Here is a 13,786-nt window from a genome sequence, read left to right on the forward strand (position 1 = left end):
CAAAGTTGTGAATTCGGAGTAGCGTCGCGCGCATGACGACAGTGATCGACGCGCGCGGCCTCGAGAAGCGATTCGGCCGCGCCACCGCCCTCGACGGACTCGACCTCCGGGTCGACGCGGGCGAAGTGCACGGATTCCTGGGCCCGAACGGCGCCGGCAAGTCCACGACCATCCGCATCCTCCTCGGCCTCGCGCGCGCCTCGGGCGGCACCGCCGCGGTCTTCGGCGACAACCCCTGGGCGCACGCGGCATCCCTCCACCGCCGCATCGCGTACGTGCCGGGCGACGTGAGCGTCTGGCCCAACCTTTCGGGTGGCGAGGCGATCGACCTGCTCTCGCGCCTGCGCGGCGGCACGCACGACAAGGCCGCGTACGCCGCCGAGCGCGCACGGCTCGTCGAAGCGTTCGAGTTCGACCCGCGCAAGAAGGGCCGCGCCTACTCGAAGGGCAACCGGCAGAAGGTCGCGCTCATCGCGGCGTTCGCGACGCCCGCCGACCTGTACATCCTCGACGAGCCGACGAGCGGCCTCGACCCGCTCATGTCGCAGGTCTTCACGAAGGAGGTCGACCGGGTCGCCAAAGAGGGCGCGACCGTGCTGCTGTCGAGCCACATCCTCTCCGAGGTCGAAGACCTCTGCGACCGGGTCAGCATCATCCGCGCGGGCAAGGTCGTCGAGTCGGGCACGCTCGCAGACCTGCGGCACCTGACGCGCACCGAGATCGCGTTCGTGCACGACACAGCACAGGATGCCTCGGTGCGGGCGATCCCCGGAACGAACGACCTGGTCGTCGACGCGGGCCGCGTGCGGTTCACGGTCGACAGCGACCACGTGCCATCCGTGCTCCCCGAACTCGCCCGCCTCGAAGTCAAAGGCCTCACCGTCACCCCGCCGACCCTCGAGGAGCTCTTCCTCCGCCACTACGGCGACCGGATCGAGGCATCCGGGCCCGCCGACGCCGACCCGACCGAGGCCGGTGCCCGCTCATGAGCGTGTTCACCGCGCTGCTGCTCCAGCGCCTCCGGCGCGACCGGCTGCAGCTCATCCTCTGGGTCGTGGGCATCGCGCTGCTGGCGTACGCCGTGATCGGGGCGGTGTTCGACACCTACGGCACCGAGTCCGAGCGCAAGGACATCCTCGGCGTCGCGATCGCGACCCGCACGATCCTGATCTTCCGCGGCACGCCGAACGGCGTGAGCGACGGCGCGTTCGCGTTCTTCCTGATCTTCGCGTGGCTCTCGCTCATGGGCGGGCTCATGAGCACCTTCCTCGCGGTGCGGCATACGCGCGCCGAGGAGGAGCAGGGCCGCGCCGAACTCGTCGCAGCGACGCAGGCGGGCCGTGTGCTGCCGACCCTCGCGACGGTCGTCGAGGGCGTCATCGCGAACATCCTCGTGGGGCTCGGCGTCGCGGTCGGGTTCATCCTCGGCGGGCTCGAGCCGGTCGGCTCGTTCGTCGCGGGCGCCGCGATGGTCGCGACGGGCGTCGCGTTCCTCGCGTTCGGCCTCCTCGCGGCGCAGCTCTTCCGCACCTCGCGCGGGGCGAACGGCATCTCGGTCGCGTTCGTGCTCGCCGCCTACCTGTTGCGCGGCATCGGCGACGCAGCGGGCACGCCGTCAGAGGACCTCCTGCATGTCACGCCCGCGTGGCCCAGCTGGCTCTCGCCCATCGGGTACGGGCAGTTCACGGGCGCGTTCGTCGAGAACGACCTCGTCCCGCTCCTCGTGCCCCTCGCGTTCGCGGTCGTGGTCATCGCCGGCGTCTTCGGTCTGCAATCGGTACGCGACCAGGGCGCGAGCCTTCTGCCGGGGCGTGCCGGGCGCGCGACCGCCGGGCCTGGGCTCTCGAACAGCCTCGGACTCGCGTGGCGGCTCAACGCGTCGATCTTCGCGGCGTGGGCGGCGGGCGGCGCGGCGACCGGCCTCCTCGCGGCATCGCTCTCGGGGCTCGTGGGCGATCTCGCGGGCGAGGCCCCGCAGGTCGTCGACACTTTGCGGAGCCTCGTGGGCGACGAGGCGAGCCTCGAGCAGGCGTTCATCGCGACGTTCTACTCGCTCGTCGGCATCCTCGCCGCGTGCTGCGCGGCACAGGTCGCCATGCGAGCGCGCCAGGAGGAGGTGCACGGCACCGCCGAACTCGTGCTCGCGACACCCGTGTCGCGCGTGCGCTGGCTCGCCGAGTACTGGATCGTCGGCGTCATCGTGATCGTCGGCATGCTCGGCATCTCGGCGGTCGCGGGCGTGCTCGGCGCCCTCCGAGGAGCGAACGCCGATACGGTCATCCAGAACATCTGGGAGGCCGCGGCCGCGCAACTGCCCGTGAGCCTCCTCTTCCTCGGCGTGACGCTCGTCGTCTTCGCCTTCCTGCCGCGCGCGACGATCCCGCTCGGATGGGCGCTCGTCGGCGTGGCCGCGATCCTCGGCCTCTTCGGCCCCATCCTCGGGCTCCCCGAGTGGGTCGTCGACCTCTCGCCGTTCGCGCACTCCCCCGTGCCCGCGGGCGACGGAACCGACTGGGCGGGCGGGTTCTGGCTGCTCGGCGTCGCCGCCGTCGCGGCGGTCGTCGCGATCGCGTCGATGCGTCGGCGCGAGATCGCGAGCGGCGGATGACCGGTCGCGGATGAAAGACTGAGTGGATGCCTCGCGACGAGCACGCCCTGCGCGCCGCGGTCGAACAATCGGCCGCGGTGCTCACGGCTGCCGGGTTCCCCAAGATGCCGGCGCGCGTGCTCATGTCGCTCGCCGTCGCCGAGCGTGGCGGCAAGACGGCCGCCGAGCTCGCCGACGAACTCACGGTGAGCCCGGCCGCGATCTCGGGGGCGGTGCGCTATCTGCAGACGGTGGGAATCATCCACCGCATCCCGCAGCCCGGCAGCCGTCGCGACAAGTGGGAGCTCCTCGACGACGCCTGGTACTCGACGCTCGTGGCGAAGAGCCCCGTGTACGCGGCGATCTCGGCGCTCTCCGACAAGCTCGCCGACGCGATCGGCGACGACGATTCGCCGCCCGGGGCCCGCACTCGCGAGATGGCGAGGTTCTACCGGTTCATCGACCGCAAGATGCCCGAGCTGCTGCGCGACTGGGAGGACGAGCGAGGCTCGGTCGGGTGAGCAGTAAGACGGCGGATTCGGCGTAGTGTCCGGCTTTCGATTGGATCACCGCGTGAGCTCGAGGATCGTGCCCGTCGCAAGCGCCACGACGCCGATCGAGGCGAGCACGATGCCGAGGGTGCGGAGGATGCGCCGCCCGATCGGCCGTTCGTTGAGCCGTACGTGCCCGGGGTCGCGCTCGCAGTAGAAGGCGGGCTGCTCGTCGCGGTTCACGACGTGCGCGAACTCCTGTTCGTCGAGCTCACGCTCGTGGAACTCGCCGCCCGCGAACCAGCGGACGAGCGCGGGGAGGGAGTCGGGGTCGAGTTGGCCCGGCGTTCCGCCGCCGCCCGTGACAACGGCGTCGGTCGGGAGCCATCGCCCATCGACGAGTCGGATCAGCAGCGCGATGAGGAGGCACAGCACGCCGACCGAGAGGGCGATCCAGCCGATGACCTCGGCGATCCCCGAGACGACGTCGGATGGGTGCACGGGGCAACGCTATCGGCTCCGTGAGGGACCCGCCCGGCGACGCGATTCAGCCGGCGAGCGCACGCAGCACCGCGAACCAGCGCGCGGGCGTCGCCTCGTCGAAGGGCGGCTCGCGCCGCTCGACGGCCCTGAGCAGTGCCGCGGCGTGGGCCTCGGTCCGTTCGACGACGACGTCGGGGTAGCCGAACTTCGCGCGGTGTTCGGCGAACTCGTCCTCGTCGTCGAGGTAGACCGATCCGTCGCCGCGCTCGATGACGTCGAGGTCGAGGTCGATCATCGAGACCGTCGTGCCCGTGGCATCCGCCGTCCACTCGGGCGTCGTCGTGAGGTCGACGTAGACGCGCGTGCCGCGCGGGTGCCCGAGGTTGAAGGCGGGCGTCCAGCCCGCGTCGGGGAAGAGCGAGACGGTCTCCCACTCGGAGTCGAACTGCCAGCCCGGCCGGTCGTAGTGCGTGCCCGCGGGGAACCCGACCCACTCGCCGTGCTCGTCGCGCCCGAGCCGGACGCCGTCGTAGTGCCAGTGCCGCGTGCCGTCCCACTTGCGGTAGCGGACGCGCACGAGCGCGCCGGGTTCGGCGGGACGCTCCGCGGGGTCGGTCACGGGTCGAGCCTACGCCGCGTGCTCAGACGAGGGCGCCGAGTCGGTCGGCCAGGCGTTCGGTCACGAGAGCGCGGAACGCGGGATGCTCCGCCGCAGCCCCACCCAGGAGGTCGAGGAGTCCCGCGGCGAGGGCCGGGGCATCCGTCGACCCGCCGACCTGCGACGACGCGACGATCACCGCGAGTTCGGCGGCGCGCCCGTCGGCGATCGGCTCGCCGGCATCGACGCGCGCGACGAGGAACGCGGCCCACGCCGCGACGGCCTCGGCGACGACGACGGGCGGACGTCCCGCGGCGAGCCGGTCGGCAGCGACGGGCAGGAGCCGCAGCGGGAGCTTCAACGATCCGTCGGCGCCGACCTTCTCGATCGTGTGCCCGAGGGCGGGGTTCGCGAAGCGCGCGAGCACCTCGTCGGCGTATGCGGAGAGGTCGAGCCCGTCGAAGCCCGCGAGCGTCGGCGCGGCCTCGTCGAGCAAGTACCCGCGCGCGAGCGCGGCGATCTCGGGGTCGGCGACGGCTTCGGCGATCGTCCCGTATCCCGCGAGTGCGCCGCGGTAGGCGATGAGCGAATGGGCGGCGTTGAGCATGCGCAGCTTGGCCCGTTCGAACGGCTCGACGTCGTCGACGAACCGGGCGCCCGCGAGCTCCCACCGCGGGCGCGGCCCGGCGAAGCGGTCTTCGATGACCCAGTACCGGGTCGGCTCGGCGACGACGAGGCCCTCGTCGCGCGCACCGAGCAGGGGCTCGGCGATCTCGCGCCACGCGTCGGTCGTCGCGGGCACGATGCGGTCGACCATCGTCGACGGGAACGCGGTGCGGGTGTCGAGCCAGGCGTGCAGCGCGACGGCGGCGCCGGTCGCGTCTGCCGCGCCGGATGGGCCGGATGCCTCGAACGCGGCCTCGACCGCGTTCCGCACGAGTCGTTCGAGCACGCGACCGTTGCCGTCGAGGTTGTCGCAGCTCACGACCGTGACGGGCGCGCCGTGCGTGCGCCGCCGTTCGGCGAGGCCGCGCACGAGCATGCCGATCATCGAGCCCGCGGGCGTTTCGCCGAGCGGCCCGCCCGACTCCTCCGCGGCGAGCGCGGCGAGGTCCGCGGCGATGCCGTCGGCGGCGAGGTCGAGCGTTCCGTCCGGGCGCTGCGGATATCCCTTCTCGGTGACCGTCACGGTCACGACGTGCACGTCGGGGTCGGCGATCGCGCGCACGATACCCTCGGTGTCTTCGGCGGGAGTGAGCACTTCGAGGACGACGCCGACGAGGTCGAGCCGCGTCTCGTCGGGGTCGACCGTGAGCACCCCGTAGCGTCCGCCCTGCGGCCGCAGCTGCTCGGCGACCGTCGCCGACCGCTGGGTCGCTGCGACGATCCCCCACCGCAGATCGCCCGACGCGCGCATCGCCTCTTGTGTGTAGACGGCCTGGTGGGCGCGGTGGAACGCGCCGACGCCGAGGTGCACGATGCCCGCGCGCGCGGGGCGCACGTCGTCGCCGATGCCCGCCGGCACTTCGGTGCGGCGGGTGAGTCGCGCGCTCATCGGACGGGCGCCGGTCCGGTCGAGCCGCGCACTTCGAGCACGCCGGGGAGTTCGCGCGGCGCCGCGATCGCCGTCAGGGCGTCGGCGGAGGTCTCGGGGTCGCCCTTCGAGGCATCCGGATCGCCGGTCGCCCCGTTCGCCGAGGCGCCGGCGGCCGTGCCGCGCGCCTCGATGCGGTCGAGCAGCAGGTCGATCGCGGTCTCGCCGAGCACGCGGAGGTCGGGGCCGACGCTCGTGAGCCGCGGGAGGAAGAGCTCGGTGACCGACGTGTTGTCGACGCCCACGAGGCTCACCTGCTCGGGCACGCGCACCTCGAGGTCGCGCCAGCGCGCGAGGAGCCCTGCGGCGACGAGGTCGTTGTAGGCGATGACGGCGGTCGCGCCCGTCGCGAGGGCGGCCTCGGCGACGCCGTTGCCCCCAGCACGTCGGGCGTGACGGGACCGAGTTCGACGAGGTCGGCGCCGAAGGAGGCGGCGGCCTCGCGCATCGCCGCGGAGCGGCGCGCCTGCGACCACGAGCGGGCGGGGCCGCCGACGTAGGCGACATGTGTGTGGCCGAGCCCGGTGAGGTACCGGAAGACCTCGTCGGCCGCGTGGCGCTCGTCGAGCATGACGGCGGGGATCGTCTCGCCGTCGGCGTCGAGGCTCCGGTTGACGAGCACGCACGGGGTCGACGCGGCGACGCGAGCGAGTCGGTCGTCGTCGAGACGCGAGGAAGCGAGGACGATGCCGTCGATCTGGGGCGCGAGCGCGTCGAGCTCTGCGGCCTCGACGTCGGCGGATTCGGTCGTGTCGACGACGACGAGTCCGTAGCCGCGTTCGCGGCACCGGAGCTGGGCGCCCTTCGTGAGGGTCGCGAAGTAGGGGTTCACGATGTCGGGCACGACGAGGCCGATGACGCCGGTTCGTCCGCCCCGGAGCCCGCTCGCCGCGCGGTTCGGACGGTACCCGAGGTCGCGGACGGCTTCGAGCACGCGCTCGCGCGTCTCGGGTGCGACCCGGTCGGGTGCGCGGAGGGTGCGCGACACGGTCGCGATCGAGACTCCCGATCGCGACGCGACGTCGTGGACCGTGACCATGCGGTTCGCCTTCCTTCCCCTGCGGCCCTGACCGCGTGCGGACTCTCCGTCGAGTCCCGGCGGTGTGCGTTCGAGCCGTTCATGACTAGAGTAACAACGTTTACATCGCAAGGAGCATCAGGGATGACCCCTCTTCTCGGCGCATCTCGCGCCGACGCCACGACGACGTGGTCGCTGCACCCCGATCGCGCGCTGCCGCCCGATCCGGCACAGCGCGCCCTCGCCCGCACGATCCTGGACGAGACCGCGCGCCTGCCGATCGTATCCATGCACGGACACGTCGACGCCGCACTCCTCGCAGACGACACGCCGTTCCCCGACCCGGCGGCGCTCTTCGTCACGCCCGACCACTACCTCGTGCGCATGCTCGTCTCGCAGTCGACCTCCCCCGGCCCGGTCCGCGACGCGGGAGTCCGCTCGGTCGCCGACCTCGGCGTCGCGCCCGCGCTCGGCGCCCCCGAGGGCACACCTCCCGCCGAGACCGACCCGCGTGCGATCTGGCGCCGCTTCTGCGCGGGGTGGTCCGCGTTCCGCGGCACGCCCACCCGCGCGTGGATGGAGCACGTGCTCATCGAGGTCTTCGAGGCTCCCGTGCGGCCGTCGCTCGAGACATCCGACGCCCTCTACGACCACCTCGCCGACCGGCTCGCGCAACCCGAGTACCGCCCCCGCGCCCTCTTCGAGCGGTTCGGCATCGAGGTCCTCGCGACGACCGACGGCCCGGCCGACACGCTCGACGCCCACGCGCGCCTCGCCGCGGCAGGCTGGGGCGACCGGGTCATCCCGACCTTCCGTCCCGACGCGTTCATCGAGCCGATGCGTGCCGACTGGGGCGATCACGTCGACGCGCTCGGGGTCGCAGCCGGCATCGACACGACGACCTATGGGGGCTACCTCGACGCGCTCCGCGCGCGGCGGCTCGCATTCGTCGCCGCGGGCGCCCGCGCGACCGACCACGGGCACGAACTGCTCGACACGACGCCGCTGTCGGCGGAAGAGGCCGAGCGCGCGTTCGACTGCGCCCGCGCGGGGTCGCTCGACACCGCGGGCGCGCGCGCGTTCACGGCCCACATGCTCTTCCAGATGGCCGCGATGTCGGCCGAGGACGGGCTCGTCATGCAGATCCACCCCGGCATCCTGCGCGACCACGACGGCCCCGACGCCCGCCGGTTCGGCCCGAACATCGGCTACGACATCCCGATCCAGGCCGAGTTCACGCGTGCGCTCCGGCCCGTGCTCGAAGCGTTCGGGCATCACCCGAACTTCCGCTTGATCGCCTTCACCGTCGACGAAACGGCGTACTCGCGCGAACTCGCGCCGCTCGCGGGCGCCTACCCGGGTATGCGTCTCGGAGCGCCGTGGTGGTTCCTCGACGCGTCCGACGCGATGCGCCGCTTCCGCGAGGCGACGACCGAGACGGCGGGCTTCCGCAATACGAGCGGCTTCGTCGACGACACGCGCGCGTTCTGCTCGATCTCGGCCCGTCACGACCTCGCACGGCGAGCGGATGCCTCGTACCTCGCGAAGCTCGTCGGCGAGCACCGGCTCGACCTCGACGAGGCGATCGACGCCGCGATCGACCTCGCCTACCGACTCCCCAAAGAGAGCTACCCCTCGCCCGTCTCGTCCCTCTCGCCCCTGGAGGCCGCCCGATGAGCACGCTCATCCGCAGCGTGGAGGTGCTCGTGTCGAGCCCGTCGCGCAACTTCGTCACCCTGCGCATCACCACGGAAGACGGCGTCGTCGGCCTCGGCGACGCGACCCTCAACGGGCGCGAGCTCGCCGTCGCGTCGTACCTGCGCGACCACCTCGCACCGCTCCTCGTGGGCCGCGACGCACACCTCATCGAAGACACCTGGCAGTTCCTCTACCGCGGCGCGTATTGGCGGCGCGGACCGGTGACTATGACGGCGATCGCGGCCGTCGACGTCGCCCTGTGGGACATCAAGGCGAAGCTCGCGAACATGCCGCTCTACCAGCTGCTCGGCGGGGCCTCGCGCACGGGCGCGCTCGTCTACGCACACGCGGCGGGCGGAGACATCCCCTCGCTCTTCGACTCGGTGCGCCAGCGCCTCGACGAGGGCTACCGGGCGATCCGCATCCAGGTCGCCGTGCCGGGTGTTGCGAAGTCGTACGGCGTGCAAGCCGGTGCCGCGCGCGGCGCGAAGTACGCGTACGAGCCCGCGAAGCGCGCTGGGCTCTCGGTCGAGGAGGGCTGGGACTCGGCGGCGTACCTGCGCCACCTGCCCGGCGTCTTCGAGGCCGTCCGCAACGAGTTCGGGCCCGACCTGTTGCTCCTCCACGACGTGCACCACCGGCTCACCCCCATCCAGGCGGCACGCCTCGGGAAGTCGCTCGAGCCCTACGACCTCTTCTGGATGGAGGACGTCACGCCCGCCGAGAACCAGGAGGCGCTGCGGCTCGTGCGCGAGCACACGACGACGCCGATCGCGATCGGCGAGGTCTTCAACAGCGTGTGGGACTACCGCGACCTCGTGCGCGAGCAGCTCATCGACTACGTGCGCGCGTCGGTCGTCCACGCGGGCGGCATCACGGGGCTCCGGCGCATCTTCGACTACGCGGCGATGTACCAGATCAAGTCGGGCAGCCACGGGCCGACCGACATCTCCCCCGTCGGGCTCGCGGCGGCGCTCCACCTCGACCTCGCCATCCACAACTTCGGCATCCAGGAGCACATGGCCCACCAGCCGCTCGCGCACGAGGTATTCCAGACGTCGTATACGTTCGACGGCGGCCTCATGCACCCCGGCGACGAGCCCGGACTCGGCGTCGCGTACGATGACGAAGCCGCGGCACGGTTCGACTACGAGCCCGCGTACCTGCCGATCGCGCGGCTCGCCGACGGCACGATCCACGACTGGTGAGGGGCGGACTCGTGAACGCAGACGCGGCGTCGTGGCATCCGATGTGGTTGCCCGCCCAGGCGACCGCGCACCTCGCAGGGCGCTCCGTGCGGCTCGGCGCCTCGGTGCCCGAGGCGGTGCGCATCGAGGCTGCGGCGGCCGGCATGCGGGCGGTCGGCGACGGCGAGCGGGCGGATGTCTCGATCGGCATGTCTTCTTCGCATGCCTTGGGCACGCCGGATGACTCGGGGACGACCCCGCTCGGCCCCGAGGCGTTCGCTGTGGCCCGTGAAGCCGGCACCACCGCGCTCGTCGCGGGCGGCCCTCCGGGCGCGCTCTACGCGTGGTTCCACCTCGTGCGCCTCGGCGCACCGGCGTTCGACGACGCGCTCCCGCCCACGACCGTCGCCCCGGCGCACGCCCTCCGCATGCTCGACCACTGGGACAACATGGACGTCCACCCCGTCATGGGGCAGGTCGAGCGCGGCTACGCGGGCGGGTCGATCTTCTTCGAGAACGGACGTGTGAGAGAAGATCTCTCGCGCGTCGCCGCCTACGCCCGCCTCCTGGCGTCGATCGGCGTCAACCGCGTCGCGATCAACAACGTCAACGTGCACGCCCGCGAAGCCCGGCTCATCACGGGCGACGATCTCGCCGACCTCGCCCGCGTCGCCGACGTCTTCCGCCCGTGGGGAATCCGCCTGCACGCGTCGGTGAGCTTCGCCGCGCCCATCCGACTCGGCGGGCTCGAGACATCCGACCCGCTCGACCCGGCCGTCGCGGCGTTCTGGGCGCGCATCGCCGCAGACGTCTACCGCGCGATCCCCGACTTCGGGGGTTCGTCGTGAAGGCCGACTCCGAGGGCCAGCCCGGCCCCTTCGCCTACGGCCGCGACCACGCAGACGGCGCGAACCTCCTCGCCCGCGCGCTCGCCCCCTACGGCGGGCTCGTGCACTGGCGGGCATTCGTCTACAACCACGAGCAGGACTGGCGCGACCGCTCGACCGACCGCGCACGCGCCGCCTTCGACCACTTCGCACCCCTCGACGGCCGCTTCGACGACAACGTCGTCGTGCAGGTCAAGCACGGGCCGATGGACTTCCAGGTGCGCGAGCCCGTCTCGCCCGTCATCCCCGCGATGACCGGCACGCGCATCGCGCTCGAGCTGCAGGTCACGCAGGAGTACACGGGTCACCAGAAGCATGCCGTGTACCTCGCGCCGATGTGGCGCGAGATCCTCGACTTCGCACCGTTCGGTTCTGAGAGTTCTTCTCTTTCCGAGCTCGTCCGCGGCGGCATCGCGGCCGTCTCGAACGTCGGCGACGACGTGTTCTGGACGGGGCATCCGCTCGCCCAGGCGAACCTCTACGCCTACGGCCGACTCGCGTGGGACCCCGCGCTCGACCCCGCAGCGATCCTCGACGAGTGGACCGCGCTGACGTTCGGCGCGTCGGGCGACGACGGTTCGGAGTCGGCGGCGCTCGCCCGCGGCATCCACTCGCTCCTGGATGACTCGTGGCACGTCTACGAGCAGTACACCGCCCCGCTCGGCGTCGGGTTCATGGTGACGCCCGGCAGCCATTACGGGCCGTCCGTCGACGGTTACGAATATTCCCCGTGGGGCACGTACCACTTCGCCGACCGCGACGGCGTGGGCGTCAACCGCACGGTCGCGACGGGAACCGGCTACGCGGGCCAGTACCCGTCGCCGTGGCGCGAGGTCTACGAGTCGCTTGCGACGGTTCCCGACGAACTCGTGCTGTTCTTCCACCACGTGCCGTACACGCATGTGCTGCGAAGCGGCGAGACCGTCATCCAGCACATCTACGACACGCACTTCGACGGCGCCGCGGCGGTCGACGCGAAGCTCGCGATCTGGGCCGGGCTCGAGGCATCCGTGCCCGCCGACGTCTTCGCGCGCGTGACCGAGCGCCTCGAAGAGCAGCAGCGCTCGGCGCGCGAGTGGCGGGACCAGGTGACGACCTACTTCTTCCGCAAGTCGGGCGTTCCGGATGCCTCGGGGCGCGTCATTCCCTGAGTACACGGGCCCCACAGCCACCTCGCCCACGCACAGCGCCCTCGGGGTTTGTCGGACATTCGGGTGTTTGTCGGACGTGGGAGCGCGCCCATGTCCGACAAACACCCGAATGTCCGACCAACGCCGCCTGAGGTGGGCTCGGGCTCACCGGAGCTTGCGTCGGTAGATCGCGATCGCCCACACGTAGGCGACGGCGAGGATGCCGACAAGCCACGCGAGCGCGATCCAGATGTCGGTGCCGACGGGCTCCCCGTCGAAGAGCGCACGGATGGTGTCCACGATCGATGTCACCGGCTGGTGCTCGGCGAACCACGCGACCGGCCCCGGCATCGACGCCGTCGGCACGAACGCCGAGCTGATGAACGGCAGGAAGATGAGCGGGTAGCTGAACGCGCTCGCGCCGTCGACCGACTTCGCCGAGAGGCCCGCGACGACCGCGAGCCACGTGAGCGCGAGCGTGAAGAGCGTGAGGATGCCCGCGACGGCGAGCCATGCGCCGACCGACGCGCCCGTGCGGAATCCCATGACGAGCGCGACGCCCACGACGACGGCGACCGACACGAGGTTCGCGACGACCGACGTGAGCACGTGCGCCCACAGCACGCTCGAGCGCGCGATCGGCATCGACTGGAACCGCTCGAAGATGCCGCCCGACAGGTCGAGGAAGAGCCGATACGACGTGTACGCGACGCCCGACGCGATCGTGATGAGGAGGATGCCGGGCAGGAGGTAGTCGACGTACGAGCCGTCGGTGCCCGTCCGGATCGCCCCGCCGAAGACGTATACGAACAGCAGCATAAGCGCGATCGGCGTGACCGCGGTCGTGATGATCGTGTCGGGGCTGCGGAGGATGTGTGTGAGCGAGCGGCCCGTCAAGGTAGCGGTGTCGCGGATGGCGTAGGTGGTCATCGGTCTCCCCCTTCGGTGCTCGCCCCCGCGCCGACGAGCGCGAGGAAGACGTCTTCGAGGGATGGCTGCTTCTCGACATACTCGACCTCGGCGGCGGGCAGCAGCCGCTTGAGCTCGGCGAGGGTGCCGTTCTGGATGATGCGCCCCTCGTGGAGGATCGCGATGCGGTCGGCGAGCTGCTCGGCCTCGTCGAGATACTGCGTCGTCAGCAGCACGGTCGTGCCGCCCTCGGCGAGCCGCTTCACGGTCTGCCACACCTCGAGGCGGGCCTGCGGGTCGAGTCCCGTCGTGGGCTCATCGAGGAAGATGACGGGCGGGTCGCCGATGAGGCTCATGGCGATGTCGAGCCGTCGGCGCATGCCGCCCGAGTAGGTCGCGGCGCGGCGCCCACCGGCCTCGGTGAGCGCGAATCGGTCGAGCAGGTCTTCTGCGATGGAGCCCGGATGCTTCAGATGCCGCAGTTTCGCCACGAGCACGAGGTTCTCGCGGCCCGTGAGCACCTCGTCGACGGCGGCGAACTGCCCCGTGAGACTGATCGACTCGCGTACGTCGGCCGCCTGCGTCGCGACGTCGAACCCGTGGACGGTCGCGGTGCCCGCGTCGGCCTTCAGGAGGGTCGACAAGATGCGCACGAGCGTCGTCTTGCCCGCGCCGTTCGAGCCGAGGAGGGCGAAGATGCTGCCTCGCGCGACGTCGAAGTCGACGCCGCGGAGGACGTGCACGTCGCCGAACGACTTCTCGACGCCCGAGACGCTGATGGCGGCGCCGGCGAGGGCGGTCATGGCGTCTCCCCCGAGGCATCCGTCTTCGAGGCATCCGTCGTCTTGGAGACATCCGCGATCGTCTTCTTGAGCCGATCGCGCTCCTTGTCGATCCAGCGCTTGCCCGCGTACGCGGCGGCGAACGCCTCGGCGAACTCGACGGGGTCGTCGCCGACGATCTCGTCGATGGGCGTGCCGTCGACGGCGGCGCGCTCCCACAGGTCGGCGAAGTCGTTCAGCATCGTGATCATGACGCCGGGGTCGCCGTCGGTGATGCCGCCGTTGACCATGAAGTAGCGCTCGAACGCCTTCGCGGCGGTGCCGTACGGCTCGGGCAGTGCGGCGATGCGCGCCTTGTAGGCCCGATACGCCTTCTTGTCGTCGAGCGATCCGGTGAGGAACTCGATCCATTTGGCGGCCAT

General features: G+C 71.6%; 13 protein-coding genes and 2 pseudogenes. 7 read left to right on the top strand and 8 right to left on the bottom strand.

Going from position 1 to position 13,786, the window contains the following annotated elements; all coding sequences use genetic code 11:
* Positions 1 to 32 precede the first annotated feature (32 nt).
* The 3 genes from ET445_RS01995 to ET445_RS02005 are packed head-to-tail and all read left to right on the top strand — an operon-like array spanning position 33 to position 3,108.
* Positions 33 to 989, top strand: coding sequence for an ABC transporter ATP-binding protein (locus ET445_RS01995; protein ID WP_208008497.1), 957 nt, complete (start codon positions 33 to 35; stop codon positions 987 to 989).
* Complete coding sequence (locus ET445_RS02000) at positions 986 to 2,608, top strand: ABC transporter permease (RefSeq protein ID WP_129188364.1); 1,623 nt, start codon at positions 986 to 988, stop codon at positions 2,606 to 2,608. Before ET445_RS01995 ends, ET445_RS02000 begins: the two co-directional genes overlap by 4 nt.
* A gap of 26 nt (positions 2,609 to 2,634) precedes the next feature.
* A complete protein-coding gene (locus ET445_RS02005) occupies positions 2,635 to 3,108 on the top strand; it encodes a GbsR/MarR family transcriptional regulator (protein WP_129188366.1) in 474 nt (157 codons plus the stop codon).
* Positions 3,109 to 3,153: 45 nt separating this feature from the next.
* On the opposite strand, the gene ET445_RS02010 is transcribed toward ET445_RS02005, so the two are convergent.
* From ET445_RS02010 to ET445_RS02030, 5 genes and pseudogenes are all read right to left on the bottom strand, one after another.
* Positions 3,154 to 3,579, bottom strand: a complete 426-nt coding sequence (locus tag ET445_RS02010) for a hypothetical protein (RefSeq protein ID WP_129188368.1) — start codon at positions 3,577 to 3,579, stop codon at positions 3,154 to 3,156.
* A gap of 46 nt (positions 3,580 to 3,625) precedes the next feature.
* Positions 3,626 to 4,180, bottom strand: coding sequence for a DUF402 domain-containing protein (locus tag ET445_RS02015; protein ID WP_129188369.1), 555 nt, complete (start codon positions 4,178 to 4,180; stop codon positions 3,626 to 3,628).
* A gap of 22 nt (positions 4,181 to 4,202) precedes the next feature.
* Positions 4,203 to 5,714 carry a mannitol dehydrogenase family protein gene (locus ET445_RS02020; protein ID WP_129188371.1) on the bottom strand — a complete coding sequence of 504 codons (1,512 nt, stop codon included), beginning with the start codon at positions 5,712 to 5,714 and terminating at the stop codon, positions 4,203 to 4,205.
* Positions 5,711 to 6,229: a substrate-binding domain-containing protein gene (locus ET445_RS17760; protein ID WP_129188373.1), complete on the bottom strand. Its 519-nt coding sequence runs from the start codon at positions 6,227 to 6,229 to the stop codon at positions 5,711 to 5,713. The genes ET445_RS02020 and ET445_RS17760 overlap by 4 nt, the downstream gene beginning before the upstream one ends.
* 2 nt (positions 6,230 to 6,231) lie before the next feature.
* A pseudogene (locus tag ET445_RS02030) lies at positions 6,232 to 6,792 on the bottom strand (LacI family DNA-binding transcriptional regulator); the annotation flags it as partial.
* Between the two features lie 123 nt (positions 6,793 to 6,915).
* On the opposite strand from ET445_RS02030, the gene uxaC reads away from it, so the two are divergent.
* The 4 genes and pseudogenes from uxaC to ET445_RS18405 all read left to right on the top strand — a co-directional run bounded on the left by uxaC (position 6,916) and on the right by ET445_RS18405 (position 11,694).
* Complete coding sequence (gene uxaC / locus ET445_RS02035) at positions 6,916 to 8,448, top strand: glucuronate isomerase (RefSeq protein WP_129188377.1); 1,533 nt, start codon at positions 6,916 to 6,918, stop codon at positions 8,446 to 8,448.
* Positions 8,445 to 9,677 carry a D-mannonate dehydratase ManD gene (gene manD, locus ET445_RS02040; protein ID WP_129188379.1) on the top strand — a complete coding sequence of 411 codons (1,233 nt, stop codon included), beginning with the start codon at positions 8,445 to 8,447 and terminating at the stop codon, positions 9,675 to 9,677. Before uxaC ends, manD begins: the two co-directional genes overlap by 4 nt.
* Before the next feature lie 428 nt (positions 9,678 to 10,105).
* Positions 10,106 to 10,932 (top strand): annotated as a pseudogene (locus ET445_RS18400) (alpha-glucuronidase); the annotation flags it as partial.
* Positions 10,933 to 10,983: 51 nt separating this feature from the next.
* A complete protein-coding gene (locus ET445_RS18405; protein ID WP_341769760.1) occupies positions 10,984 to 11,694 on the top strand; it encodes a hypothetical protein in 711 nt (236 codons plus the stop codon).
* Positions 11,695 to 11,838: 144 nt separating this feature from the next.
* Here ET445_RS18405 and ET445_RS02050 read toward each other — a convergent pair whose 3' ends face one another.
* The 3 genes from ET445_RS02050 to ET445_RS02060 are packed head-to-tail and all read right to left on the bottom strand — an operon-like array spanning position 11,839 to position 13,786.
* On the bottom strand, positions 11,839 to 12,603 hold the full coding sequence (locus ET445_RS02050; RefSeq protein ID WP_129188381.1) for an ABC transporter permease: 765 nt from the start codon (positions 12,601 to 12,603) through the stop codon (positions 11,839 to 11,841).
* A complete protein-coding gene (locus tag ET445_RS02055) occupies positions 12,600 to 13,385 on the bottom strand; it encodes an ABC transporter ATP-binding protein (RefSeq protein ID WP_129188383.1) in 786 nt (261 codons plus the stop codon). Before ET445_RS02055 ends, ET445_RS02050 begins: the two co-directional genes overlap by 4 nt.
* Positions 13,382 to 13,786 carry a DUF1048 domain-containing protein gene (locus ET445_RS02060; RefSeq protein WP_129188385.1) on the bottom strand — a complete coding sequence of 135 codons (405 nt, stop codon included), beginning with the start codon at positions 13,784 to 13,786 and terminating at the stop codon, positions 13,382 to 13,384. The genes ET445_RS02055 and ET445_RS02060 overlap by 4 nt, the downstream gene beginning before the upstream one ends.

This window comes from Agromyces protaetiae, assembly GCF_004135405.1.
Classification (GTDB): Bacteria; Actinomycetota; Actinomycetes; order Actinomycetales; family Microbacteriaceae; genus Agromyces; species Agromyces protaetiae.

Bases quoted from the DNA above. Each gene is read 5' to 3' on its own strand.
- ET445_RS01995 (WP_208008497.1), top strand. From the start codon at position 33: ATGACGACAGTGATCGACGCGCGCGGCCTCGAGAAGCGATTCGGCCGC.
- ET445_RS02000 (WP_129188364.1), top strand. From the start codon at position 986: ATGAGCGTGTTCACCGCGCTGCTGCTCCAGCGCCTCCGGCGCGACCGG.
- ET445_RS02005 (WP_129188366.1), top strand. From the start codon at position 2,635: ATGCCTCGCGACGAGCACGCCCTGCGCGCCGCGGTCGAACAATCGGCC.
- ET445_RS02020 (WP_129188371.1), bottom strand. From the start codon at position 5,714: ATGAGCGCGCGACTCACCCGCCGCACCGAAGTGCCGGCGGGCATCGGC.
- uxaC (WP_129188377.1), top strand. From the start codon at position 6,916: ATGACCCCTCTTCTCGGCGCATCTCGCGCCGACGCCACGACGACGTGG.
- manD (WP_129188379.1), top strand. From the start codon at position 8,445: ATGAGCACGCTCATCCGCAGCGTGGAGGTGCTCGTGTCGAGCCCGTCG.
- ET445_RS02050 (WP_129188381.1), bottom strand. From the start codon at position 12,603: ATGACCACCTACGCCATCCGCGACACCGCTACCTTGACGGGCCGCTCG.
- ET445_RS02055 (WP_129188383.1), bottom strand. From the start codon at position 13,385: ATGACCGCCCTCGCCGGCGCCGCCATCAGCGTCTCGGGCGTCGAGAAG.
- ET445_RS02060 (WP_129188385.1), bottom strand. From the start codon at position 13,786: ATGGCCGCCAAATGGATCGAGTTCCTCACCGGATCGCTCGACGACAAG.